The organism is Blastococcus sp. SYSU DS0533 (genome assembly GCF_054050775.1).
In genome coordinates this window covers 64,725-87,995 of the sequence record NZ_JBJGZZ010000008.1, presented here as the reverse complement: position 1 = coordinate 87,995, position 23,271 = coordinate 64,725, and the positions used below count along the sequence as shown (strand labels likewise).

The window sequence follows — 23,271 nt, the reverse complement described above, 5'->3', positions numbered from 1 at the left end:
GCCGTCGTGCCCGCCTCGGGGGCGCGCCGGTAACGTTCCTCCCCGGTGCTCCGCACCGAACGACCCGTCGAGCCGCCGTCCCCAGGGAGTACCGAGTGCCACGCCGCCTCTTCACGTCCGAGTCGGTGACCGAGGGCCACCCGGACAAGATCGCCGACCAGATCAGCGACTCGATCCTGGACGCCATGCTCGCCCAGGACCCGCGCAGCCGCGTCGCCGTCGAGACGCTGATCACCACCGGTCAGGTGCACATCGCCGGTGAGGTGACCACGGCCGGCTACGTCGACATCCCGGCGATCGTCCGCGAGACGGTGCTGCGGATCGGTTACGACTCCTCGCGCAAGGGCTTCGACGGGGCCTCCTGCGGCGTGAGCGTCTCCATCGGTGCGCAGTCGCCCGACATCGCCCAGGGCGTCGACATCGGGTACGAGTCGCGGACGCAGGCCCAGGTCCGCGACCAGGAGCAGGCCGTCGAGGACGCGATCGCGCGCCAGGGCGCCGGCGACCAGGGCCTGATGTTCGGGTACGCGACCGACGAGACCCCCGAGCTCATGCCGCTGCCGATCGCGCTGGCCCACCGCCTGTCCCGGCGGCTCTCCGCGGTGCGCAAGGACGGCTCGGTGCCCTACCTGCGCCCGGACGGCAAGACGCAGGTCACCGTCGTCTACGAGGACGACCGCCCGGTCGCCGTCGACACGGTCGTCGTCTCCTCGCAGCACGCCGAGGACATCTCCATCGAGACGCTGCTGACCCCCGACATCGAGGAGCTCGTCGTCGAGCCGGAGCTGGCAGCACTCGGCCTGCCCACCACGGGGCACCGGCTCCTGGTGAACCCGACCGGCAAGTTCGTCATCGGTGGCCCCATGGGCGACGCCGGGCTCACCGGCCGCAAGATCATCGTCGACACCTACGGCGGCATGGCCCGCCACGGCGGCGGCGCCTTCTCGGGCAAGGACCCGTCGAAGGTCGACCGCTCGGGGGCCTACGCCATGCGCTGGGTGGCCAAGAACGTGGTCGCCGCCGGGCTGGCCCGCCGCTGCGAGGTGCAGGTGGCCTACGCCATCGGCGCGGCGCACCCGGTGGGGCTGTTCGTCGACACGCAGGGCACCGGCACGGTCGCCGACGAGGCGCTGGAGAAGGCGATCACCTCGGTGTTCGACCTGCGGCCGGGTGCCATCGTCCGCGACCTGGACCTGCTGCGGCCGATCTACGGCCCCACCGCGGCCTACGGCCACTTCGGCCGCGCGGACCTCGACCTGCCGTGGGAGCGGTTGGACCGGGTGGAGGCGCTCAAGGCCGCGGTCGCTTAAGGACCCCGCTGCCCCCGCGCCTCGCGAGCTCGGCGCGGGCCCCTGCAGCGGAGCCGCCGCCGAGGTCCTGTCGGTGTGAACGGGGAGACTGGTCCGGTGCAGGTCGCCCGGGTCGTCGTGGACGTACCCCTGGCGCACCTGGACCGGCCGTTCGACTACGCCGTCCCGGAGAAGTACGCCGGCACGGTGCAGGGCGGGTGCCGGGTGCGCGTCCGCTTCCACGGCCGGCTCGTCGACGGCGTCGTCTGGGAGCTGGCGGACAGCACCGACTTCTCCGGCAGGCTGCAGCCGCTCTCGCACGTGCCCTCCGGCGAGCCGGTGCTGACCCCGCAGGTCGCGCGGCTGGTCCGGGCGGTGGCGGACCGCTACGCGGGGACGGCGAGCGACGTGCTGCGGCTGGCCCTGCCGCCGCGGCGCGGCGCGGCGGAGAAGCGCGAGTCGCCCACACCGGAGGCGCTGCCGGAGCCGCCGGACCCCGCCGGGTTCGCCCGGTACCAGGCAGGCCCGGCGCTCCTGGCCGCCCTGGCCGAGGGGCGGCCGGCGCGCGCGGTCTGGACGGCGCTGCCCGGTGAGGACTGGCCGACCCGGCTCGTCGAGCTCTGCCGCGCGGCGCTCTCGGGGCGGCGCGGGTCGCTGGTGGTGGTCCCCGACGGCCGGGACCTGGACCGGCTGACCGCGGCGGCGCAGCGCCTGCTGCCCGAGCACTCGTTCACGGTCCTGCGGGCCGACGACTCACCGGAGAAGCGCTACCGCCGGTTCCTCGCCGCCTCGCGCGGGGCCGCGCAGGTCGTGCTGGGCACCCGGGCGGCGATGTTCGCGCCGGTCCGCGATCTGGGCCTGGTGGTCGTCTGGGACGACGGCGACGACCTCCACTCCGACGAGCGCGCGCCCTACCCGCACGCCCGCGACGTGCTGGTGCAGCGGGCCTGGCTCGACTCGTGCGCCGCCGTCGTCGCGGGGACGTCGCGCACCGCCGAGGCCGCGCTGCTGGTCGAGTCGGGCTGGGCGAACGAGCTGGTCGCCGACCGCGCGGCGCTGCGCGCCTCGGCCCCGCGGGTGCAGGCGCTCGGTGACGACTTCGAGCTCGCCCGCGACCCCGCTGCCCGCACCGCGCGGTTGCCCTCGCTGGCCTACGAGACGGCGCGCCGGGCGCTGGCCGCGGGTGCGCCGGTGCTCGTGCAGGTGCCCCGGCGCGGCTACGTGCCGTCGCTGTCGTGCGCCCGCTGCCGGGCGCCCGCCCGCTGCGCGCACTGCGCCGGCCCGCTCGGCATCTCGCCGCGCCCCGGTCCCGAGGGCACCCGCATCCCGGCCTGCCGCTGGTGCGCCCGGCCCGCGGCCACCTTCGACTGCCCGCACTGCCACGCCACCAAGCTCCGGGCCGCGGTGGTGGGGGAGTCGCGCACCGCCGAGGAGCTCGCGCGCGCCTTCCCCGGGACCACCGTCCGCACCTCGGGGAGCACGTCAGGCGTCCTCGCCACCGTGCCGCCGGGTCCGGCGCTGGTGGTCGCCACGCCGGGCGCCGAGCCGGTGGCCGACGGCGGCTACGGTGCCGCGCTGCTGCTGGACTCCTGGGCGCTGCTGGGCCGGGCCGACCTGCGGGCCGGGGAGGAGACGCTGCGGAGGTGGACCAACGCCGCCGCGCTCGTGCGGCCGGGGCCCGCCGGCGGCCAGGTGGTCGTCGCCGCCGACGCCGCCCACCCGGTGGTGCAGGCCCTGGTGCGCTGGGACCCTGCCGGGCTCGCCGAGCGCGAGCTGGCCGACCGCCGGGAGCTCGGCTTCCCGCCGGTGAGCCGCATGGCGTCGCTGGTGGGGTCGCCGTCGGCGCTGGCCGACTTCCTGGCCGCCGCGCGTCTCCCGGACGCCGCCGATCTCCTGGGCCCGGTGCCGGAGCGGCCGCGACCCGGGCAGGAGGGGGAGCGCGAGCGGTACCTCGTGCGGGTGCCGCGGACCGAGGGCGCTGCCCTGGCGCACGCACTGGCCGAGGTGCAGGGCGTGCGGAGCGCGAAGAAGGTGCCCGAGCACGTGCGCGTGCAGCTGGACCCGCTCGACCTGGTGTAGGGCTCGCCACCCCGGGGAGCCGCGGGGGCGTCCCGCGGCGTGTGCCCGCATGCCGCCGCCAGGTGGGTCCCCGGTCGCGCTGTCTCCCGGACGATCGCGCTCTGCCCCGCCGGCGTGGGCAGAACGCGACTGCGCCCCGGGGAACGTCGGAGGCCCGCACCCCTCCACGGGGCGCCGGTGGGCTGCGACCATGCCGCGGTGAGGACGATCGGGTTGCTGGGCGGCATGAGCTGGGAGAGCAGCGCGCTCTACTACCGGCTGCTCAACGAGCAGGTGCGCGACCGGCTCGGCGGGTTCCACTCGGCGCGCTGCATCCTGCTCTCGGTGGACTTCGCCGGTATCCAGCGGTTGCAGGCCGCCGGCGAGTGGGCGGCGGCCGGGGAGCTGCTCGCGGCGGACGCCCGGGCGCTGCAGGCGGCCGGCGCCGACCTGGTCCTCCTCTGCACCAACACGATGCACACCGTCGCCGACGCGGTCACCGGCGCGATCGACGTGCCGTTCCTGCACATCGGCGACGCCACTGCCGAGGCGATCAAAGCCGAGGGTCTGTCCTGCGTCGGGCTGCTCGGCACCGGCTACACGATGGCGCAGCCCTTCCTGGTCGACCGGCTGGCGGCGGCGGGCCTGGAGGTGCTCGTCCCCGAGCAGGCCGACCGCGACCTGGTGCACCGGGTCATCTACGAGGAGCTGGTGCTCGGCGTCGTCCGGGAGGAGTCCCGGCAGGCGTACCGGGCGGTGGTCGACCGGCTGGTGGCCCGCGGGGCGCAGGGGGTGGTGCTCGGCTGCACCGAGATCGAGCTGCTGATCGGGCCGGACGACGTGCCCGTCCCGACGTTCCCCACGACGGCCCTGCACGTCGCCGCCGCCGTCCGGGCCGCGCTGGCCGAGGAGGGGTCGGCGGCCCCGCATACGATCGACCGGTGAGCGTCACCCCCATCCGGTTGTTCGGCGACCCGGTGCTGCACCGGCCCGCGGCCCCGGTCGTCGACTTCGACGCCGAGCTCCGGCGCCTCGTCGACGACCTGACCGACACCATGCGGGCGGCCGGGGGCGCGGGCCTGGCGGCGCCGCAGATCGGCGTCGGCCTGCGGGTCTTCACCTGGTACGTCGACGGGGAGGTCGGCCACCTGGTCAACCCCGACGTCGCCGCGGTGGGGGAGGAGGTGCAGGACGGCCCCGAGGGCTGCCTGTCCATCCCCGACCTGCGCTACGACTGCCGACGCCACCTGCACGTGGTCGCCACCGGGTGGAACGTGCACGGCGACCCGGTGCGCGTCGAGGGCTCCGAGCTGCTGGCCCGCGCGATACAGCACGAGACCGACCACCTCGACGGCGTGCTGTTCGTCGAGCGGCTCGCCGACGCCGACCGGGCGGCCGCGCGCGCCGAGATCCGCGCCGCCGAGTGGCAGGGCCACGGCAGCTACCTCCCCGTCGTGAAGGTGAGCCCGCACTGAAGCTCCTGTTCGCCGGCACCCCGGCGCCCGCCGTCCCCTCGCTGGAGGCGCTGCTCGCCTCCGACCACGAGGTCGTCGCGGTCCTGACCCGGCCGGACGCCCGCTCGGGGCGCGGCCGCAAGGTGAGCCGGTCCCCGGTCGCGGAGCGCGCCGACGCGGCCGGCCTCCCGGTGCTCCAGCCGCGGTCGCCGCGCGAGCCGGGGTTCCTCGACCAGCTCGCCGACCTCGCCGTCGACTGCGTCCCCGTCGTCGCCTACGGCGCGCTGGTGCCGCAAGCGGCGCTGGACGTGCCGCCGCGCGGCTGGGTGAACCTGCACTTCTCCCTGCTGCCCGCGTGGCGGGGGGCCGCGCCGGTGCAGCACGCGATCATGGCCGGCGACGAGGTCACCGGGGCCTCGACCTTCCTCCTGGAGGCCGGCCTCGACACCGGCCCCGTCTACGGCACCCTGACCGAGACGATCCGGCCGCGGGACACCGCGGGCGACCTGCTCGGACGGCTGGCCGTCAGCGGCGCGCAGCTGCTCCTGGCCACACTGGACGGCATCGCCGCCGGCGCGCTCGAGCCGCAGCCGCAGCCGTCGGAGGGCGTCAGCCTCGCCCCGAAGGTCGAGACCGCGGACGCCCGGGTCGACTGGGCGCTGCCCGCGCACGTGGTCGACCGGAGGATCCGGGGTGTCTCCCCGGCACCCGGCGCCTGGACCACGTGGCGCGGGGAGCGGCTGCGGCTCGGCCCCGTCCTCCCCGTGCCCGGGGGGCCGGCGCTGGAGCCCGGCGAGCTGCACGTCGAGGGCAGCGGCGTGCTCGTGGGCACCGGCAACGCCGCGGTGCGGCTGGACCAGGTGCAGCCCGCGGGCAAGCGGATGCTGCCGGCGGCGGACTGGGCCCGCGGGGCGCGCCCCGCGCCGGGCGAGCGGCTGGGGGGCGAGTGACCCGCCCGCCGAAGCGCCAGGGAGGCGGCCCACGCCGCGGCGGCCGGCCGCACGCGGCTCCCCGGCGGCGTCCGCTCGACGGCGCCCGGCTCACCGCCTACGACGTCCTGGACGGCGTCTCCGCGCGGGACGCCTACGCCAACCTGCTCCTCCCGCAGCTGCTGCGCGAGCGCGACCTCGAGCCCCGCGACGCCGCCTTCGCCACCCAGCTCGCGTACGGCGCGCTGCGCGCCCAGGGCACCCTCGACGCGATCCTGACCGGGCTGGTGTCCCGCCCGCTGCCCGAGCTGGACCCGCGGGTGCTGGACCTGCTGCGGCTGGGCGCCTACCAGATCCTGGACCTCCGGGTGCCCTCGCACGCGGCCGTGGACACCACGGTCGCGCTGACCCGCGCGATCGTCGGCACGGGGGCCTCCGGCCTGGTCAACGCCGTGCTGCGGAAGGTCGCCGCGGGCGGTGACCGGGCCGCCTGGCTGGCGGCCCTCGGGGTCGAGGGCGACGAGCGGCTGGCCCTGGCCACCGACCACCCGCGCTGGATCGTCGAGGCCTGGCGCGACGCCCTGGGCGGCGACTCCGAGCTGGAGCCGGCGCTGCTCGCCGACGACGCGGCGCCCGAGGTGCACCTGGTCGCCCGGCGGGTGGAGCGGGGCGCGCTCGCCGAGGAGTCCGGCGGCGAGCCCGGCCCCTGGTCGCCGTACGCGGTGCGCCTCGGCGGGGGGGACCCCGGCCGGTTGGCGTCGGTGCGCGCGGGGCGCGCGGCGGTGCAGGACGAGGGCAGCCAGCTCGCCGCCCTGCTGCTCACCCGGGCGCCGCTGGAGGGGCGGGACGAGGCCTGGCTGGACGTCTGCGCCGGCCCCGGTGGCAAGGCGGGCCTGCTCGCCGCGCTCCGCCCCGACGGGGTCCGGCTCACCGCCGCCGACCGGGCGCCGCACCGGGCCGAGCTGGTCCGCCAGGCGCTGGGCGGCGAGGCCGGCGTCGAGGTGCTGACCGCGGACGGCCGCGAGCCGCCGTGGGCGCCCGGCTCCTTCGACCGGGTGCTGCTGGACGCCCCCTGCACCGGGCTGGGAGCGCTGCGCCGCCGCCCGGAGGTGCGCTGGCGGCGGACGCCGGAGGACGTCCCGGCGCTGGTGGAGCTGCAGACCGAGCTGCTCGCCGCGGCGCTGGCCTCGGTGCGCCCGGGCGGGGTGCTGGCCTACGTGACGTGCTCGCCGCACACCGAGGAGACGGTGGGCGTCGTCGGCACCGCCGCCGCCCGGGACGACGTCGAAGTGCTGCCCGTGGCACCGCTGTTCCCGGAGGTGCCGGGTATCGCGCGCGGGGGCTTCGGGCAGATGTGGCCGCACCGGCACGGCACGGACGCGATGTTCATGGCGCTGCTCCGCCGGACCCGCTGACGAGGCCCGGGTCCGGTCGGCGACCCCCAGCCGCTGAAGGATGCGGGTGACGTGCGCCCTCACGGACTGCCACCCCGCGGCTCCGGTGCACGTCGACGTCCCTGCCGGCTGCACGTGCGCAGGCCAGGGGCTGACCGGCGAGACGCAGTCCACCTCGGGGGCGCGGGCGTCGTCCCTGAGCACACCTAGACTCGGCGGACGTGTCCCGGCAACCGATGATCGCGCCCAGCCTGCTGTCGGCGGACTTCGCCCGCCTGGCCGACGAGGTGGCGCGCGTGGCCGACGCCGACTGGCTGCACGTCGACGTCATGGACGCCCACTTCGTCCCGAACCTGACCCTGGGCCTGCCGGTGGTCGAGGCGATCCAGCGGGTCAGCCCCGTGCCGCTGGACTGCCACCTCATGATCGAGGACCCCGAGCGCTGGGCGCCGGGCTACGCGGAGGCGGGTGCACGCAACGTCACCGTGCACGCCGAGGCCTGCATCGATCCGCGGAAGGTGGCCCGCGACCTGCGCGCCGCCGGTGCCCTTGCCGGGCTGGCGATCAAGCCGGGTACGCCGCTGGACGACGTCCTCGACGTCCTGCCCGACTTCGACACCCTGCTGGTGATGAGCGTCGAGCCCGGCTTCGGCGGCCAGTCCTTCATGGCCGACGTGCTGCCCAAGGTGCGCCGGGCCCGCGACCTGGTCGACACCGGCCACCTGCAGCTCCTCGTGGAGATCGACGGCGGCATCAACGCCGGCACGATCGAGCAGGCCGCCGAGGCCGGCGTCGACATGTTCGTCGCGGGCTCGGCCGTCTACGGCGCCGACGACCCCGCGGAGGCGATCGCCGCCCTGCGCGCGCAGGCCGCCGCCGCGATGCGCGGGTGAGCCTCTCCCCGGCGGAGCGCTCCGCCAGCATCCCGGCGCACGGGTCCAGCGCCACTCTCCCCGCGCACGGGTCCAGCGCCACTCTCCCGGCGCACGAGTCCAGCGCCATGGCCCGCGCCCGCGAGCTCGGCGCCGGCGTCCTCGGGACGACGAGCCCCAACCCTGCCGTGGGCGCGGTGGTCCTGGCCGCCGACGGGAGCGTCGTCGGCGAGGGCGCCACGCACCCACCCGGCGGCCCGCACGCCGAGGTCGTGGCCCTGGCGCAGGCCGGGGAGCGGGCCCGGGGCGGCACCGCCGTCGTCACCCTGGAACCGTGCGCGCACACCGGGCGCACCGGTCCGTGCGCCGACGCGCTGCTGGCCGCCGGCATCGCCCGCGTCGTCGTCGCCGTTCCCGAGCCGACCGAGCTGGCCGGTGGTGGAGCGGACCGCCTGCGCGCGGCCGGCGTCGACGTGGTCGTGGGCGCCGAGCAGCAGGCCGCCGAGCAGGGAGCGCTCGCCGGCTGGCTGACCGGCGTGCGCGAGCACCGCCCGTACGTCCTGTGGAAGGTCGCCGCCACCCTCGACGGGAGGGTCGCCGCGGCCGACGGCAGCAGCCGCTGGGTCACCGGGCCGGAGGCGCGCGCCGAGGTGCACCGGCTCCGGGCCGGCTGCGACGCCGTCGTCGTCGGCTCGGGCACCGCGCTCACCGACGACCCGCAGCTCACCGTCCGCGACGCCGACGGCCGGGCCACGGCCCGGCAGCCGCTGCGCGTCGTCGTCGACCGCCGCGACCGGCTGCCGGCCACCGCCCGCGTGCTGGACGCCGCCGCTCCCACGCTGGTCAGCCGCGCCGGGAGCCCGGCCGAGCTGCTGGCCGAGCTGTTCGCCCGCGACGTCCGCCGGGTGCTGCTGGAGGGCGGGCCGACGCTGGCCGCCGCCTTCCTGCGGGACGGGCTCGTCGACGAAGCCGTCGTCCACCTCGCACCCAAGCTGCTGGGGGCCGGGCCCTCGCTCGTGGGCGACCTGGGAATCTCCGGCATCGGCTCGGCGCTGTCCTTCTCGGTCGCCGACCTCACCCCCCTGGGCGGGGACGTGCAGATCCGGCTGCACCCCACCCGGCACACTGGTGGGGGCACCCGCACCGGCGGGGACGACGTGGACGGAGGGAGCTGAGGTGTTCACCGGCATCGTCGAGGAGGTGGGCACCCTGGCCGCCCGGGAGGACCAGGGCGACTCCGCCGTCCTGCGCATCCGCGCCCGCACCGTGCTCACCGACGTCTCCCTCGGTGACTCGATCGCGGTCAACGGCGTCTGCCTCACCGTCACCGGCGTGCAGCCCGGCGGCGACGGCAGCGGCGTCTGGACCACCGACGTCATGGCCGAGACGCTGCGCCGCAGCAGCCTGGGTGCGGTCGCCGACGGGCAGCCGGTCAACCTCGAGCGCGCGGTCGCCCCGCACACGCGCCTGGGCGGGCACATCGTCCAGGGCCACGTCGACGGCGTCGGCCGGATCGTCTCCCGCACCCCCGGCGAGCACTGGGAGGTCGTGCGGATCGCCCTCCCGGCCGACCTCGCCCGCTACGTCGTCGAGAAGGGCTCCATCGCCGTCGACGGCGTCTCGCTGACCGTGAGCGCGGTCAGCGCGACAGCCGACCCCGACCCCTGGTTCGAGGTCAGCCTCATCCCCACCACCCTCCGCGAGACCACGCTCGGCGCGCGCGCCCCGGGGGAGCCCGTCAACCTGGAGGTCGACGTGATCGCCAAGTACGTGGAACGCCTGCTCGGAGCACGCGCATGAGCGAGCCGCGCACCCGGCTGGACTCCATCGAGAGCGCCATCGCCGCCATCAAGGACGGCCGTCCGGTCGTCGTCGTCGACGACGAGGACCGCGAGAACGAGGGCGACCTCATCTTCGCCGCCGAGCTGGCCACCCCGGAGCTCGTCGCCTTCATGGTCCGCTACACCTCCGGCTACGTCTGCGTGGCCGTGACCGAGGCCGACGCCGACCGGCTGGACCTGCCCCCCATGCACCGGGTGAACCAGGACCGCCTGGGCACCGCCTACACCGTCACCGTCGACGCCCGGGAAGGCGTCACGACCGGCATCTCGGCCGCGGACCGCGCGCACACCATCCGCACGCTGGCCGCCGCCGACACCACCTCGGCCGACCTGGCCCGGCCCGGGCACGTGGTGCCGCTGCGGGCCCGCGACGGTGGCGTGCTGAGGCGCCCGGGGCACACCGAGGCCTCCGTCGACCTGGCCATGCTGGCCGGCCTGCGCCCTTCGGGCGTGCTGTGCGAGATCGTCAGCGAGAAGGACCCGGTGGGCATGGCCCGCAGCGACGAGCTCCGGGTCTTCGCCGACGAGCACGACCTCGTGATGATCTCCATCGCCGACCTCATCGCCTACCGCAAGCGCTTCGACAAGCTGGTCGAGCGGGTGGCCGAGGCGATCGTCCCGCTGGCGCCGGGGACCTTCACCGCCGTCGGCTACCGCAGCTCCTACGACGAGCGCGAGCACGTGGCCTTCGTCTACGGCGAGATCGGCGACGGCGAGGACGTGCTGGTCCGCGTGCACTCCGAGTGCCTCACCGGCGACGTCTTCGGCTCGCTGCGCTGCGACTGCGGCCCCCAGCTGCAGGCGGCGCTGGCCGCCGTCGCCCAGGAGGGGCGCGGCGTCGTGCTCTACATCCGCGGGCACGAGGGCCGGGGCATCGGCCTGCTGCACAAGCTGCAGGCCTACCAGCTGCAGGACATGGGCGCCGACACCGTCGACGCCAACCTCGACCTGGGCCTCCCCGCGGACGCGCGGGACTACGGCACCGGCGCGCAGATCCTCGTCGACCTCGGCATCCGCACCATGCGCCTGCTCACCAACAACCCGGCCAAGCGCGCCGGGCTGGAGGGCTACGGGCTGCGGGTGCTGGGCCGGGTGTCCCTGCCCAGCCACGTCACCGCGGAGAACCTGGGCTACCTGCGCACCAAGCGGGATCGCATGGGGCACCTGCTCGACATCATCGAGCCCGAGACCGAGTCGGGTCCCGCCGACGCCCCGGGCGCCACGACCGTGCCGGGCACCGACGTGCCCCTCGGCCAGGACGAGCAGCCCGCATGAGCGGCAGCGGAGCACCGGCGGCGGCCCCGGTCGACGCCGCCGGCCTGACCCTCGGCATCGTCGCCACCACCTGGCACGCCGAGATCACCGGCGCGCTGCTCGACCGCGCGGTCGAGGCCGCGCGGGCCTGCGGCATCGGCGCCCCGACGGTCGTCCGGGTCCCGGGGGCGGTGGAGCTGCCCGTCGTCGCCCAGGCCCTCGCCGAGCGGCACGACGCGGTCGTGGCGCTGGGCGTCGTGGTCCGCGGTGGGACCCCGCACTTCGAGTACGTCTGCGACGCCGTCACCGCCGGGCTCACCCGCGTGGCGCTGGACGCCGGCAAGCCGGTGGGCAACGGTGTCCTCACCACGAACGACGAGCAGCAGGCCCGCGACCGGTCCGGGCTGCCGGGCGCGGCCGAGGACAAGGGCTGGGAGGCCACCCTCGCCGCGCTGCAGACCGCGCTGGTGCTCCGCGAGCTGCGCACCCCCCAGCGGCAGACCGGGTTCTCCGCCACCCCCGTCGGCCAGGAGGCCCGCCCGTGAAGACCTTCGACAGCCTGTTCGCCGAGCTCACCGCGAAGGTGGCCGCCGGTGACGCCACCTCGGGCACCGTCGCCGCTGTCCGGGACGGGGTGCACGCGGCCGGCAAGAAGGTCGTGGAGGAGGCCGCCGAGTCCTGGATGGCCGCCGAGCACGAAGGCGAGGAGCGCACCGCCGAGGAGATCAGCCAGCTCCTCTACCGGGTGCAGGTGCTCATGCTCGCCCGGGGCCTCACCCTCGACGACGTCTACTCTCACCTCTGAAGAAGGACCCCGCTGCCCCCACCGCTCGCTGCGCTCGCGGCGGGGCCCTGCAGCGGGGCTGCCCTGCCATCTCACGTCCGAGGAGACCTCGAGTGCTGCGCGTCGCTGTGCCGAACAAGGGTGTGCTGAGCGAGCCGGCGGCGGAGATGCTCGCGGAGAGCGGCTACCGCCAGCGGCGCAGCGCCAAGGACCTCGCCGTCTACGACCCGGACAACGACACCGAGTTCTTCTACCTGCGCCCGCGCGACATCGCCGTCTACGTCGCCGCCGGCACGCTGGACGTCGGCATCACCGGCCGCGACATGCTGCTGGAGACGGCGCCGGCCGACGGCGAGGGCCCCAGCGCGGTGGAGGTCATGCCGCTGGGCTTCGGCCGCTCCTCGTTCCGGTTCGCCACCCCGGTCGAGTCGGAGATCCAGGACGTGGACCAGCTCGCCGGCAAGCGGATCGCCACCGCCTACCCTGTCCTGCTGCGGCGATACCTCGACGAGCAGGGGCTCAAGGCCGACGTCGTGAAGCTCGACGGCGCGGTGGAGACCGCCTGCCGGCTGGGCGTCGCCGACGCCGTGTGCGACGTCGTCGAGACCGGGACGACGCTGCGCGCCGCCGGGCTGCACATCATCGGGGAGCCGGTGCTCAGCAGCGAGGCGATCCTGGTGCGGCGCCAGGGCTCCGAGGAGATCCCCGCGGTCGCGCAGCTGCGCCGGCGGCTGCGCGGTGTCCTCGTCGCCCGGCAGTACGTGATGCTCGACTACGACTGCCCGAACGAGCTGCTGGACCGGGCCACCGCGGTCACCCCGGGCATCGAGGGCCCGACGGTGAGCCCGCTGCAGACCCCGGGCTGGTCGGCGGTTCGGGCCATGATCGCCCGCACCGAGACCAACCGGGTGATGGACGAGCTCTGGGAGCTCGGCGCCCGGGCGATCCTCGTGACCAGCATCCACGCCTCCCGCATCTGATGAAGGGCGCCGCGGCCGTGCTGCTCCTGGTCGGCGTGCTCCTCGGCGCCTGCGCCCGGGACGGGGGCGGGGCAGGCGGCGCGGCCACCGGCGGCGCTGCGGCAACGGGCGTCTCGCAGGCCGAGGACGACCTGCGGGTCCAGGTGGACCGGGGGGACGGGACGCCGCCGGAGACCTGGACCCTCACCTGCGGCGCCGGTGCGGGCGGTACCCACCCGCGTGCACAGGAGGCCTGCACGCACCTGGCCGGCATGCCGGAGCCGTTCGCGCCGCTCCCCGACGACCTGGTGTGCACCGAGCAGTACGGCGGCCCGCAGACCGCGCACGTCACCGGCCGGTGGAACGGGGAACCGGTGGAGCTGCGGCTCTCGCGCGTCGACGGCTGCCGCATCGCCCAGTGGGACTCGCTCGGACCGCTCCTGCCGGTACCCGTGGGAGAGCGACCCCTGCCGCTGGGATGACGGCGCCTGCCGCGCGGCTCAGCGGACGCGCGCCGTCCGGTCCACCAGGTCGATGGCCGTGCAGAGGCCCAGTGCCATGGCCCGCCCGCTGGTGGCCCCGGTGGCCAGCAGCCGCGCGATGGCCGGGGCCAGCGGGCGCTCGCCCACCAGCCCGCGCAGGACCGCCGCGTACTCACCGCTCACCTGCCCGGCGGCCGCGTGCCGCAGCAGCGCCCGGGACAGCTCGGTGGTGCGGCCCCCGGCCATCGAGCACACGCCGGAGGCGAAGCGCTGCGCCGCGGGGTGGCCCAGCAGGACCAGGCCGGCGATCGTGCCGGCCACGACGTCGTCACCAGCCGGCGTGAGCCCCGGACCGAGGCCGACGAGCCGGGTGGCGGTGCGCAGGGCCGCCTCCAGGTCCGCCCGGCGCACCGCGCCACGCAGCGCCGCCAGCGGACCGCCGGGGCCGGTGGGCAGGCCGGGCAGCGTGAAGGAGCTGTGCGGGACACCCTCGCCGTAGAGGGCGTTGCGCAGCTGGCGAACCCCCTCGGGCAGCAGCGCGGGACGCCCTCCGGGCAGCCGGGGCCGGGGGTCCCACCAGGCCGACGCGCTGACGGCGAGGTCGCCGACGACGATCCGCCCCCCGCCCACCTCGGCGGGCGCCCCCGCGGAGACGCCGACCAGGGGCCGCCCGTTGCTGGGGCGGAACAGGACGCAGCCCAGCGGCAGGCGGGCGGCGTCGCTGGTGAGGAGCCCGACGACCTCGCCGCCGCCGCGCTCACCGAGCACCTGGACGTACACCGCCGCCGGCACGCTGAGCAGTACCCGCGCGGGCCGGACCGGGCCGCGGAGCACCTCGGCCACGGCGGTGCTCGCCGCGGCAGGGACCGCCGAGGGGGTCGCCACGACCGGGTCTGGACGGGTGGCGGCGCGCGCCGAGTGTCGGGGGAGGGGGATCACCGGTGCCCCGGCCCGGGCCGCGGGGCGGCGCTGGGAGAGGCGCTCGGCAGAGCCGGTCCGGACCTCGGTGTCGTCGATCGCGCTCATGGGACGCCCTCCACCCGTCGGGACACGGAGGCCGGTGGGTCGGCACTCCGCCCTCGTCCACCCGCCCCGAGGACGGTGCGCGCGGGCCCTGCGGGGGGCCTACCATCCAGCGAGCAGGTGGAACGAGGTCGAACCTAAGCGGCGCGTCGCACGCCCTCGTATGGCGGATGTCGCCAAGAATGGGGGGCGGCGTCCGGGGACACCTGACAGGCTCCTGCCGTGTGGCACCCTGGATCACGACTGGAAGGGGTGTGCTTTGTGACACAGAGTGATGCGTCGCTCATGTCGTCTACCCACGGTAATGGAACCACCCCGTTCCGTCGCAACTGGGCGGTCGCCGAGTCGCCCCGGGCCGAGCGGCGCGACGAGCGCGCCAGCTGGCAGCAGCGGATGGGGCTGACCGTCGAGGAGGCGCTCGCCCTGCCGGTCCTCGCCGGGAGTTCCGTCACCGGCGGTGCGGCGGGGCTGGGCCGGGTGATCCGGCACATGGTCGTCGACGACCCGGCCGATCCGCTGGCCGCGGCCGGCCCCGACGTCCTCGTCGTCCTGGGGGCGCGGTTGCCGCCCGCCGACCCGGTGAGCTGCCGGGCACTCGTCGAGCGGCTGGACGCCCTCGGCACCGCGGCGCTGGCCCACCGGCGCGTCGACGGGCCGCCGCCGCTGCCGGCCGAGGTGCTGGCCGAGGCCGAACGCCGGGGGCTCCCGGTGCTGGCGCTGCCGCCGGCGGCCCGCCTCGACGAGATCGTCTCCGGCGTCCTGGGCGCCGTGGTCGCCAAGCAGGGCCAGGCCCTGGCGCTCTCCTCGCGGATGGACGACGAGTTCACCGAGGTCGCCCTGACCGGCGGTGGTCTGGCCGAGGTGACCCAGCGCCTGGCCGTGATGCTCGAGGGCGCCGCCGTTCTCGGGCTCGGGCCCGACCGCGAGGTCGTCACCAGCGCCGGCCCCGCCGACGACGTCGCCGAGATCAGCGACTGGCTCTGGCTGCTCGACGCGGCCGCCGACGACGAGCTGGCCGCGATGGCGCCGTCGCTGCGCCTGTCGGGCGTCCGGGCCGACCAGACGGTGGTCACGCCCGCCGACCTGGACGCCGACCTCTCGCCCGCCGACGGCATCCTGCTCGTGCCGGGCCACCACGAGCTCCCCGGCGGGATCGGCGAGTACGCGGTGGCGCCGATCATGGCCGGCGAGCAGCGGCACGGCTGGCTCGTCGCCGTGCACCGCACCGGCGCGATGATGCTCGGCGCCGGCGGTGTGCTCGAACGGGCCGCGGTCATCGCCGCGCTCTCGGTGATCCGCCGGCAGGCGGTCCACTCGGTGGAGCTGCGCTTCCAGGGTGACCTGGTCCGCAGGCTGGTGGGCGGCGCGGTGGGGCACACCGAGCGGACGCTCGCCTACACCCGCTCGTTCGGCTGGCGCCTCGACGGGCCGGTCGCGGTGCTGGTGACGGCCACCGAGACCATGGCCGACGCCGCGGAGGACCCCACCCGCGCCCTCGACGTCCTCGACCGGCTCGCCGACGGCTGGCGCGCCGCCCTGGAGTCGGAGGTGGCGGGTGCGGCGGTCGCCGGGCTGGCCACCGAGATCGTGACGCTGCTCCCGCTGGACGGGCGTTCCATGGAAGAGCTGTCCGCTCTGGTCTCCGCGGTGAGCTCCCGGGTGAACGGGCGGCTGCGCCGGGTCGGCCGGGTACTGGGCACCGGCATCGGCCGTCCCGCCGGATCGCTCTCCGAGCTCGCCGAGGCGCACCGGCAGGCCCAGCGCGCCCTCGGCGTGGGGCTGGAGATCCACGGCGCGTCCGCGGTCACCCACTTCGACCAGCTCGGCGTCTTCCGGCTGCTCTCGCTCATCCCCGACAGCACCGAGCTGCGCTCCTACGTCGACGAGGTGCTGGGCCCGCTGGCCGACGCCGTCGACCCCGACTCCGCCGATCTCCGGGAGACCCTCCGGGTGCTGCTCGAGACCAACCTCAACGTGGCGGAGTCGGCCCGGCGGCTGCACTTCCACTACAACACGATGCGGTACCGGATCGGCAAGCTCGAACGGCTCCTCGGGCCGTTCACCACCGATCCGACGCTCCGGCTGAACCTCCTGCTGGCACTGCACGCCGCCCGCATGCGGGGCCTGGACCAGCCGGCCCGGCCCCCGCTGGACGGCGGCATCAGCTTGCCGGACGACGGCTTCGACGCCCTGCTCTGACCGACGAGCGACCACGCCCGGCACGGCGCGGGAGGAGAACGGCATGACCCGGACCGCACGCCCGCTGGCCGGCAAGGTGGCCCTCGTGACCGGGGCGTCCTCCGGCATCGGCGAGGCGACGGCGATCGCCCTGGCCGAGGCCGGCGCCGCCGTCGCCCTGGGCGCCCGGCGCGCCGACCGGCTCGAGGAGCTCGCCCGGAAGCTCGCCGACGGCGGGGCGACCGTGCTGCCGCTGGCCCTGGACGTCACCGACGAGCGGTCGTGCACCGACGCGGTGGCGCGCACCCGGTCGGAGCTGGGTGGCCTCGACATCCTGGTGAACAACGCGGGGGTCATGCTGCTGGGCACGATCGCCGGAGCCGACACCGAGGACTGGCGCCGGATGGTCGGCACCAACGTGATGGGCGTGCTCTACATGACCCACGCGGCGCTCGACGGGATGCTCGAGCAGGGCTCCGGTGACGTCGTCAACATGTCCAGCGTGGCCGGGCGGCAGGCCCGCAAGGGGGCGGGGGTCTACAACGCGAGCAAGTGGGCGGTGAACGCCTTCAGCGAGTCGCTGCGCCAGGAGGTCACCGGCCGGGGGGTGCGGATCTCCCTGGTCGAGCCCGGCGCCGTCACGACCGAGCTGACCTCGCACATCACCCAGCCCGAGGCCAAGGCCGCATCCGAGCGGATGCACGCGAGCATGCGGGCGCTGCACGCCGCCGACATCGCCCGGGCCGTCGTCTACGTGGTCACCCAGCCGCCGCACGTCGCGGTGAACGAGGTGCTGGTCCGCCCCACCGACCAGGAGCGCTAGCGACGGGATGGAACGGCCCTCCTGCAGGGCCCCGCGCCGAGCTGGGGGTACCTCCCGCTTGCGGGGGACACCGGGGTGTGGGGGGCAGGGGGTCCTTCGTCAGTCGCGGAAGACCTCGATCTCGGCGCCCATCTCGACCAGGCGCTCGTAGAGCTGCTCGTACCCCCGCGCGATGATGTCGACGTTGCGCAGCACCGACGTGCCCTTCGCCGCGAGCATCGCCAGCAGGATGCACACGGCCGGGCGCAGCGCCGGCGGGCAGACCACCTCGGCGGCCCGCCAGCGCGTGGGGCCGCTGACGAGCACCCGGTGCGGGTCGAGCAGGCGGACGTCGGCGCCCAGCCGGGTGAGGTCGGAGAGGTGGATCGCCCGGTTGTCGTAGACCCAGTCGTGGATTAGCGTCGACCCGTGCGCCTGTGCGGCGATGACCGCGAAGAACGGCAGGTTGTCGATGTTCAGCCCCGGGAACGGCATCGGGTGCACCTTGTCCAGGGGTGCCTTGAGCTCCGACGGGTGGATGGTGATGTCGGTCAGCCGGGTGTGCCCGTTGTCGGCCAGGTACTCGGCGGAGAGCTCGTAGCGCAGCCCCATCTCCGCGAGCACCGCGAGCTCGACCTCGAGGAAGTCCACCGGCGCCCGGGCCACCGTCAGCTCCGAGCCGGTGACGATCCCGGCGGTGAGCAGGCTCATCGCCTCGACCGGGTCCTCGCTGATCGTGTAGTCCACGTCGGCCTCGAGCACCGGCCGCCCGCGGACGACCAGCGTCGTGGAGCCCATGCCCTCGATGCCGACGCCCAGCAGCTGCAGGTAGAGGCAGAGGTCCTGGACCATGTAGTTGGAGCTGGCGTTGCGGATGGTCGTGGTGCCGTCGGTCCGGGCTGCGGCCAGCAACGCGTTCTCGGTGACGGTGTCCCCGCGCTCGGTCAGCACGATGGTGCGGTCCGCGGCGGCCGGGCCGTCCACGCCGACCTGGTACTCGCCCGCGTGCGCCTCGACGGCGAGCCCGAACGGGCGCAGCGCGATCATGTGCGGCTGCACCGTGCGGGTGCCCAGGTCGCACCCCCCGGCGTACGGCAGCCGGAACGACCGGGCCCGGTGCAGCAGCGGCCCCAGGAACATGATGATGCTGCGGGTGCGCCGCGCGGCGTCGGCGTCGATGCCCTCGAGGTCGAGCTCGTCGGGGACGACGAGGGTGAGGTCGTGGCCGTGCTCGTCCCAGGTGGCGGACACGCCGATGGAGCGGAGCACGTCGAGGATGCGCTCGACCTCCACGATCCGGGAGACGTTGCGCAGGGTGGTCCGGCCCCGGTTGAGCAGCGACGCGCAGAGCAGGGCGACGGCGGCGTTCTTGGACGACTTCACCGCGACACGGCCGCGCAACGGGTGCCCACCGGTGACCCGGAGGTGCGCCGGGCCGGCGGGGCCCAGCCGGATGAGCTCGCTGTCGAGCGCGGCGGAGAGCCGCCCGAGGAACTCCAGCGTGAGGTTCTGGCTGCCCTGCTCGATGCGCGCGACGGCGCTCTGGCTGGTGCCCAGCCGTTCGGCGAGCTGCTGCTGAGTGAGACCGCGGTGGCGGCGGGCGTCGCGCACGAGCGCCCCGATCCGCCGGACGGCCTCGTCGGCGGGCTGGTCGATGAGCGTCACCGGGCCACGTTATCTCGCATCTGAGATGAGAGCGGCGGCACGCCGGGGCGGGGGCTTGCACCGGCACACTGCACCCGTGGAGGTACTCGTCACCGGCGGCACCGGCCGTCTCGGTCAGGAACTGGTCCCGCGGCTGCGCGACGCCGGGCACCGCGTGCGGTCGATGTCGCGCCGGGGCGCCGGTCCGGGCGGGGTGCGGGGGGACCTCGCCACCGGAAGGGACCTGGCGCAGGCGGTGGCGGGCGCAGACGTGGTGGTCCACGCGGCCAGCGACCCCCGGGGGAACCCGTGGGAGGTCGACGTCGCCGGCACCCGCCGGCTGGTCGAGGCGGTCGACCGCTCCCGCCCGCCGCACCTCGTGCACGTCTCGATCGTGGGGGTGGACCGGGTGCCCCTGTCCTACTACCGCGCGAAGTACGCGGCCGAGCAGGTGCTGCTCGCCTCGGGGCTGCCGGTCACGCTGGTGCGGATCACCCAGTTCCACGGGTTCGTCGACGAACTGCTCGGGACCGCGCGCCGCGGGCCCCTGCTGCCGGTGCCCATGGGGTGGCGGGTGCAGCCGGTCGACGTCGCCGATGCCGCCGCCCACCTGGTCGAGCTGGCGGGCGCGGCACCCGCGGGCGGGGTCGTGGAGCTCGGTGGCCCCGAGGAGCACTCGGTGGCCGACCTGGCGAGGGCCTGGGCGGCGGTCCGGGCGCCGGGTGCCCGGGTGATCGCCACCCCGGTGCCGGGTCGGCTCGGGGCAGCGTTGCGCGACGGCGCAGCGGTGCCGGCAGGAGGGGCGCGCGGCCGCCGCACCTGGGCCGAGCACCTGCACGGCTGAGGTCGGCGCGGCCGTGGTCCCGACGGCCGAGGGACCGCGGCGTTCCTGCCCCCGTCCGCAGCGCGGGTGCCAGTCCCGTGCCGCGTCCGGGAACCGCCGGAGCCGTGTCGGCGGGCAGGCCTAGGGTCCCGGGCGTGACCACCCCTGCCACCCCGGACGGCCGCACCCTGCTCGCCGTCGTCGTCACCGTGCTCGCGTGGGCCTCGGCCTTCGTGGGCATCCGCGCGGTCGGCGAGGACCTCTCGCCCGGCGCGCTGGCGCTGGGCCGGTTGCTGGTCGGCACGCTGGTGCTCGGGCTGCTCCTCGCCCGCCGGGGCTGGGTGCGCCCGACCGCCGGTGAGTGGCGGTTGCTGGCCATCTGCGGCCTCGGCTGGTTCGCCGTCTACAACCTCGCGTTGAACGCCGCCGAGCAGCACCTCGACGCCGGCACGACGGCCATGCTGGTCAACATCGGGCCGATCCTCATCGCGGTGCTCGCCGGGTTCCTGCTGGGGGAGGGCTTCCCGCGGTGGCTGGTCGTCGGCCTGGCCGTGGCCTTCGGGGGTGTGCTGCTGATCGGGCTGGCGACCCGCGGCGCGGAGGCCGACCTGCTCGGCGTCCTCTTCTGCGTGGTCGCCGCGGTCACCTACGCGGTGGGCGTGGTCGCCCAGAAGCCGCTGCTGCGGCGGCTGCCCGGGCTCCAGGTCACCTTCACCGCCTGCGCCATCGGCGCGGCGGCCTGCCTGCCGTGGGCCGGCGTGCTGGTGGCCGAGCTGGGCACCGCGTCGGCGGGGTCGGTCGCGGGCCTCGTGTACCTCGGCGTCGTCCCCACCGCGCTGGCGTTCAGCACCTGGGCCTACGCGCTCTCGCGCATGGATGCCGGCCGCCTCGGCGTCACCACGTACCTCGTGCCGCCGCTGGTCGTCCTGCTCGGCTGGGTGCTGTTGGGGGAGACACCGCCCCCGCTGGCGGTGGTCGGGGGCATGGTGTGCCTGGCCGGGGTGGCGGTGTCCCGCCGGCGGCCCCGGCCGGCGCTGGTGCCGGCGGCCGGGCTACCCGCTCGTGCGGGGGTGGCCGACCCCCGGTAGGGCCCGGACGGCGCCCGGGTGTGCGCCGCCCCGCGGTCATGGGGTAGGCACGCACCGGGGCCACCGCCGGTGGTCCGCCGTCGAGACCGGCCGGGAGGTCCGTGGTGGAGGAGCAGGACTGGGCGGAGGTGGTGGCGGCCGCGACGATGGCGCCGTCGATCCACAACACGCAGCCGTGGCGGTTGGTCGCCCGGCCCGACCGGCTGGAGCTGCACCACGACCGGGCGCGCGCGCTGCCGGTGCTCGACCCGACCGGCCGGCAGCAGGTGATCAGCTGCGGCGCCCTGCTGGAGTTCGCCGTCGTCGCCCTCGCCGCCGCCGGCCGTGGCACCGAGGTCACGCTGCTCCCTGACACCGGGACCCCGGACCACCTCGCGACGGTTCGGCTCGCCGGCGCCGTCGAGGCCTCCGCCGACGACCGCGCGCTGGCAGCGGCGATCGCCCAGCGGCACACGGTGCGCGCGCCCTTCGAACCGCGGGCCCTGCCCGGCGACCTGCTGGACCGCCTCCAGCGCGAGGCCGGGGCGTTCGGCGTGTGGCTGAAGCCGATCACGCGCTCGGAGGAAGAGGTCGCCACGGTGTTCCTCATCTCCCGCGCCGAGGAGATGGAGCAGGGCGACCCCGCCTACCTCGCCGAGTTGGAGCGGTGGTTGCGCACCGACCCTGCGGCCGAGGACGGGGTGCCGGTGGCCGCCGTCCCCAGCGGCGACCCGCACGAGCGGGCGTCCAACTGGCTCATCCGCGACTTCGTGGCGGGGCAGCGCGAGCAGCACCCGTTCCTGGCGGCCGGCGACCCCGACGCCCCGCCGCCGGAGGTCGAGCGGCCGGCCGTCGTGCTCATGGGCACCGAGGGCGACGACCGCGCCGACTGGCTGCTGGCCGGCCGTGCGCTGGGCCGCCTGCTGCTCCGGGTCACCGCGGCGGGGCTCGTCGCCTCACCGCTGACCCAGGCGCTGGACTGGCCGGCGACCCGGGTGCGCATGCAGGCGCGGCTGTCGCTGGTCGGCCACCCGCAGATGCTGCTGCGGCTGGGCTACCCGCGGGCGGCCGACCCCGGGGACCCGGCGCCGGCGGTCAGCGGCCGGCGCCCGGTGCGCGACGTCCTGCGCTTCGAGCCCGCAGGCTGACCACCGGGCTGCTCAGCCGCGCGGGCGTGGAGCGGCCCAGGGGTCGTCGGGATCGCTGTCCGCGTCGCCGTCGGACGGCCCGTCGTCGGTGCCGGTGGGCCGCGTGGCGGTCGCGCCGGTGCCGGTGCCCCCCGTGGCGGACTCCAGGGCGGCGTCGCGGGCCCGGGCCTGCTCGGCCAGCCGCGCCTGCTCGCGCTCCCGCTCGGCGCGCCGGGACGATCCCACCGCCGCGAGGTCCCGGCCGCGCCCCAGCCACCACAGCGCGGCACCGCTCAGGGCCAGCGCGATGGGCAGCGGGTAGGCCGCGGCGCGCTCCATGCCCCCCTCGCCGAGGTACCGGGTGACCCCGGTCAGGAAGAAGATCGTGCCGGCCGTCGCCACGATGCCCAGCAGCACCACGGCGGTGCCCAGGGCCTCCGACAGCGGGCGGACGGCGTAGGCGAGCGCGATCAGCCCGAGGGCACCGCCGGCCAGGTGCAGGACGGCGCCGACGGCATGCACGGTGCCGTTGCCGTCGGTGGGGAACACGCCTACCAGCAGCACGCCGAGCGCGGCCGCGCCGAGCAGCGCCGGCACCGCGCGCGCGGCACCACCGCGCAGCACGGGCAGGACCAGCAGCGCCCCGCCCAGGATCAGCGCCGCCTGGACGACGAACGAGGCGTTCATGAGCTGCCGCGCGGGGGAGTCGGCGGCGCCCAGCGCGCTGATGACGTCGTCGGCCCGGGAGTACGGCCCGGCGTACCGGGCCTGCACGACAGCCTCCACGACGAAGAACTGAACGGTCAGCAGCCAAGCGAGGGCGCCCCAGCGCAGGCGGTTGGGAGTCACGGCAGCCATCGTCCCAGCTGTTCCGGGCTGATCCGCTCCAGGACGGCGGACAACTGCGTGGCGGACAGCCAGGACGGATTGCTGCCGGCCGGCATGCGCAGCACCTCCGCGTCGGCGAAGGCGGGATCGGCGCGCAGCTCGGCCCGGCCGACGGGTGCGTCGAGCCTGAGCAGGCGGATCGGGACGACCGGCCCGTCCGCGGTCTCGCCCACCGGGCCGGTGACCCGGCCGATCGCGTGGACGCCCGGCGCGGCCCGCCCGCTGACCCACAGCAGGACCGGCTGCCCGGCCGCGACGAGGTCCAGCCGGTAGGTGCGGCGCACGCAGCGCACGAGGTCCCGGGCGGTGCCGGGCACCCAGTCGGCGTCGACGGCTGCCGGTGGCCGCGCGCTCTTGAGCAGCCAGCCGGCGACGTCGGCCGCACGCAGTCGCGCCGGCGCCG

The 23,271-nt window shown here is 76.2% G+C and carries 23 protein-coding genes; 19 read left to right on the top strand and 4 right to left on the bottom strand.

The features are described 5' to 3' along the window. Positions 1 to 95 precede the first annotated feature (95 nt). From metK to ACI79W_RS11700, 14 genes are all read left to right on the top strand, one after another. Positions 96 to 1,310 (top strand): methionine adenosyltransferase, encoded by a 1,215-nt coding sequence (gene metK / locus ACI79W_RS11765; RefSeq protein ID WP_456562267.1) that lies wholly within the window; start codon positions 96 to 98, stop codon positions 1,308 to 1,310. Positions 1,311 to 1,406: 96 nt separating this feature from the next. Next, on the top strand, positions 1,407 to 3,368 hold the full coding sequence (locus ACI79W_RS11760; protein ID WP_456562266.1) for a primosomal protein N': 1,962 nt from the start codon (positions 1,407 to 1,409) through the stop codon (positions 3,366 to 3,368). Between the two features lie 198 nt (positions 3,369 to 3,566). After that, entirely contained in the window at positions 3,567 to 4,292 is a 726-nt protein-coding gene (locus tag ACI79W_RS11755; RefSeq protein WP_456562265.1) for an aspartate/glutamate racemase family protein, read from the top strand. Next, positions 4,289 to 4,822 carry a peptide deformylase gene (gene def, locus ACI79W_RS11750; RefSeq protein WP_456562264.1) on the top strand — a complete coding sequence of 178 codons (534 nt, stop codon included), beginning with the start codon at positions 4,289 to 4,291 and terminating at the stop codon, positions 4,820 to 4,822. Before ACI79W_RS11755 ends, def begins: the two co-directional genes overlap by 4 nt. Continuing rightward, on the top strand, positions 4,771 to 5,751 hold the full coding sequence (fmt, locus tag ACI79W_RS11745; RefSeq protein ID WP_456562263.1) for a methionyl-tRNA formyltransferase: 981 nt from the start codon (positions 4,771 to 4,773) through the stop codon (positions 5,749 to 5,751). Before def ends, fmt begins: the two co-directional genes overlap by 52 nt. Beyond that, on the top strand, positions 5,748 to 7,145 hold the full coding sequence (locus tag ACI79W_RS11740) for an RsmB/NOP family class I SAM-dependent RNA methyltransferase (protein ID WP_456562262.1): 1,398 nt from the start codon (positions 5,748 to 5,750) through the stop codon (positions 7,143 to 7,145). Before fmt ends, ACI79W_RS11740 begins: the two co-directional genes overlap by 4 nt. A gap of 200 nt (positions 7,146 to 7,345) precedes the next feature. Then, positions 7,346 to 8,017, top strand: coding sequence for a ribulose-phosphate 3-epimerase (gene rpe, locus ACI79W_RS11735; RefSeq protein ID WP_456562261.1), 672 nt, complete (start codon positions 7,346 to 7,348; stop codon positions 8,015 to 8,017). Beyond that, a complete protein-coding gene (gene ribD / locus ACI79W_RS11730; RefSeq protein WP_456562260.1) occupies positions 8,014 to 9,171 on the top strand; it encodes a bifunctional diaminohydroxyphosphoribosylaminopyrimidine deaminase/5-amino-6-(5-phosphoribosylamino)uracil reductase RibD in 1,158 nt (385 codons plus the stop codon). Before rpe ends, ribD begins: the two co-directional genes overlap by 4 nt. A 1-nt stretch (position 9,172) precedes the next feature. Continuing rightward, positions 9,173 to 9,796 carry a riboflavin synthase gene (locus ACI79W_RS11725; RefSeq protein ID WP_456562259.1) on the top strand — a complete coding sequence of 208 codons (624 nt, stop codon included), beginning with the start codon at positions 9,173 to 9,175 and terminating at the stop codon, positions 9,794 to 9,796. After that, positions 9,793 to 11,112 carry a bifunctional 3,4-dihydroxy-2-butanone-4-phosphate synthase/GTP cyclohydrolase II gene (locus tag ACI79W_RS11720; RefSeq protein WP_456562258.1) on the top strand — a complete coding sequence of 440 codons (1,320 nt, stop codon included), beginning with the start codon at positions 9,793 to 9,795 and terminating at the stop codon, positions 11,110 to 11,112. The genes ACI79W_RS11725 and ACI79W_RS11720 overlap by 4 nt, the downstream gene beginning before the upstream one ends. Continuing rightward, the gene (ribH, locus tag ACI79W_RS11715) at positions 11,109 to 11,636 is read left to right on the top strand and encodes a 6,7-dimethyl-8-ribityllumazine synthase (RefSeq protein WP_456562257.1); all 528 of its coding nucleotides are present in this window, start codon (positions 11,109 to 11,111) and stop codon (positions 11,634 to 11,636) included. Before ACI79W_RS11720 ends, ribH begins: the two co-directional genes overlap by 4 nt. Beyond that, positions 11,633 to 11,896 carry a phosphoribosyl-ATP diphosphatase gene (locus ACI79W_RS11710; RefSeq protein ID WP_456562256.1) on the top strand — a complete coding sequence of 88 codons (264 nt, stop codon included), beginning with the start codon at positions 11,633 to 11,635 and terminating at the stop codon, positions 11,894 to 11,896. The genes ribH and ACI79W_RS11710 overlap by 4 nt, the downstream gene beginning before the upstream one ends. Before the next feature lie 92 nt (positions 11,897 to 11,988). Then, on the top strand, positions 11,989 to 12,855 hold the full coding sequence (gene hisG, locus ACI79W_RS11705; RefSeq protein WP_456562255.1) for an ATP phosphoribosyltransferase: 867 nt from the start codon (positions 11,989 to 11,991) through the stop codon (positions 12,853 to 12,855). Further along, positions 12,855 to 13,316 (top strand): SSI family serine proteinase inhibitor, encoded by a 462-nt coding sequence (locus ACI79W_RS11700; protein WP_456562254.1) that lies wholly within the window; start codon positions 12,855 to 12,857, stop codon positions 13,314 to 13,316. Before hisG ends, ACI79W_RS11700 begins: the two co-directional genes overlap by 1 nt. An 18-nt stretch (positions 13,317 to 13,334) precedes the next feature. Here the strand turns inward: ACI79W_RS11700 and ACI79W_RS11695 are convergent, their stop codons facing one another. Beyond that, complete coding sequence (locus ACI79W_RS11695; RefSeq protein ID WP_456562253.1) at positions 13,335 to 14,342, bottom strand: DUF2877 domain-containing protein; 1,008 nt, start codon at positions 14,340 to 14,342, stop codon at positions 13,335 to 13,337. A 282-nt stretch (positions 14,343 to 14,624) separates the two neighbouring features. Here ACI79W_RS11695 and ACI79W_RS11690 point away from each other — a divergent pair, with 282 nt between their 5' ends. After that, the gene (locus ACI79W_RS11690) at positions 14,625 to 16,538 is read left to right on the top strand and encodes a PucR family transcriptional regulator (protein WP_456562252.1); all 1,914 of its coding nucleotides are present in this window, start codon (positions 14,625 to 14,627) and stop codon (positions 16,536 to 16,538) included. 43 nt (positions 16,539 to 16,581) lie between these two features. Continuing rightward, on the top strand, positions 16,582 to 17,340 hold the full coding sequence (locus ACI79W_RS11685) for an SDR family NAD(P)-dependent oxidoreductase (protein ID WP_456562251.1): 759 nt from the start codon (positions 16,582 to 16,584) through the stop codon (positions 17,338 to 17,340). Between the two features lie 99 nt (positions 17,341 to 17,439). On the opposite strand, the gene ACI79W_RS11680 is transcribed toward ACI79W_RS11685, so the two are convergent. Beyond that, the gene (locus ACI79W_RS11680) at positions 17,440 to 18,984 is read right to left on the bottom strand and encodes a UDP-N-acetylglucosamine 1-carboxyvinyltransferase (RefSeq protein WP_456562250.1); all 1,545 of its coding nucleotides are present in this window, start codon (positions 18,982 to 18,984) and stop codon (positions 17,440 to 17,442) included. A gap of 76 nt (positions 18,985 to 19,060) precedes the next feature. On the opposite strand from ACI79W_RS11680, the gene ACI79W_RS11675 reads away from it, so the two are divergent. The 3 genes from ACI79W_RS11675 (at position 19,061) to ACI79W_RS11665 (ending at position 22,001) form a co-directional block, all read left to right on the top strand. Beyond that, the gene (locus ACI79W_RS11675) at positions 19,061 to 19,807 is read left to right on the top strand and encodes an SDR family oxidoreductase (protein ID WP_456562249.1); all 747 of its coding nucleotides are present in this window, start codon (positions 19,061 to 19,063) and stop codon (positions 19,805 to 19,807) included. Positions 19,808 to 19,941: 134 nt separating this feature from the next. After that, positions 19,942 to 20,874 carry a DMT family transporter gene (locus ACI79W_RS11670; RefSeq protein WP_456562248.1) on the top strand — a complete coding sequence of 311 codons (933 nt, stop codon included), beginning with the start codon at positions 19,942 to 19,944 and terminating at the stop codon, positions 20,872 to 20,874. Between the two features lie 104 nt (positions 20,875 to 20,978). Next, positions 20,979 to 22,001 (top strand): Acg family FMN-binding oxidoreductase, encoded by a 1,023-nt coding sequence (locus ACI79W_RS11665; protein WP_456562247.1) that lies wholly within the window; start codon positions 20,979 to 20,981, stop codon positions 21,999 to 22,001. A gap of 12 nt (positions 22,002 to 22,013) precedes the next feature. Here the strand turns inward: ACI79W_RS11665 and ACI79W_RS11660 are convergent, their stop codons facing one another. Further along, positions 22,014 to 22,838, bottom strand: a complete 825-nt coding sequence (locus ACI79W_RS11660; RefSeq protein WP_456562246.1) for a DUF998 domain-containing protein — start codon at positions 22,836 to 22,838, stop codon at positions 22,014 to 22,016. Continuing rightward, a complete protein-coding gene (locus ACI79W_RS11655) occupies positions 22,826 to 23,185 on the bottom strand; it encodes a hypothetical protein (protein WP_456562245.1) in 360 nt (119 codons plus the stop codon). Before ACI79W_RS11655 ends, ACI79W_RS11660 begins: the two co-directional genes overlap by 13 nt. Between the last annotated feature and the right edge of the window lie 86 nt (positions 23,186 to 23,271).

Bases quoted from the DNA above. Each gene is read 5' to 3' on its own strand.
- ACI79W_RS11720 (WP_456562258.1), top strand. From the start codon at position 9,793: ATGAGCGAGCCGCGCACCCGGCTGGACTCCATCGAGAGCGCCATCGCC.
- ribH (WP_456562257.1), top strand. From the start codon at position 11,109: ATGAGCGGCAGCGGAGCACCGGCGGCGGCCCCGGTCGACGCCGCCGGC.
- ACI79W_RS11700 (WP_456562254.1), top strand. From the start codon at position 12,855: ATGAAGGGCGCCGCGGCCGTGCTGCTCCTGGTCGGCGTGCTCCTCGGC.
- ACI79W_RS11695 (WP_456562253.1), bottom strand. From the start codon at position 14,342: ATGAGCGCGATCGACGACACCGAGGTCCGGACCGGCTCTGCCGAGCGC.
- ACI79W_RS11690 (WP_456562252.1), top strand. From the start codon at position 14,625: ATGTCGTCTACCCACGGTAATGGAACCACCCCGTTCCGTCGCAACTGG.
- ACI79W_RS11685 (WP_456562251.1), top strand. From the start codon at position 16,582: ATGACCCGGACCGCACGCCCGCTGGCCGGCAAGGTGGCCCTCGTGACC.
- ACI79W_RS11660 (WP_456562246.1), bottom strand. From the start codon at position 22,838: ATGGCTGCCGTGACTCCCAACCGCCTGCGCTGGGGCGCCCTCGCTTGG.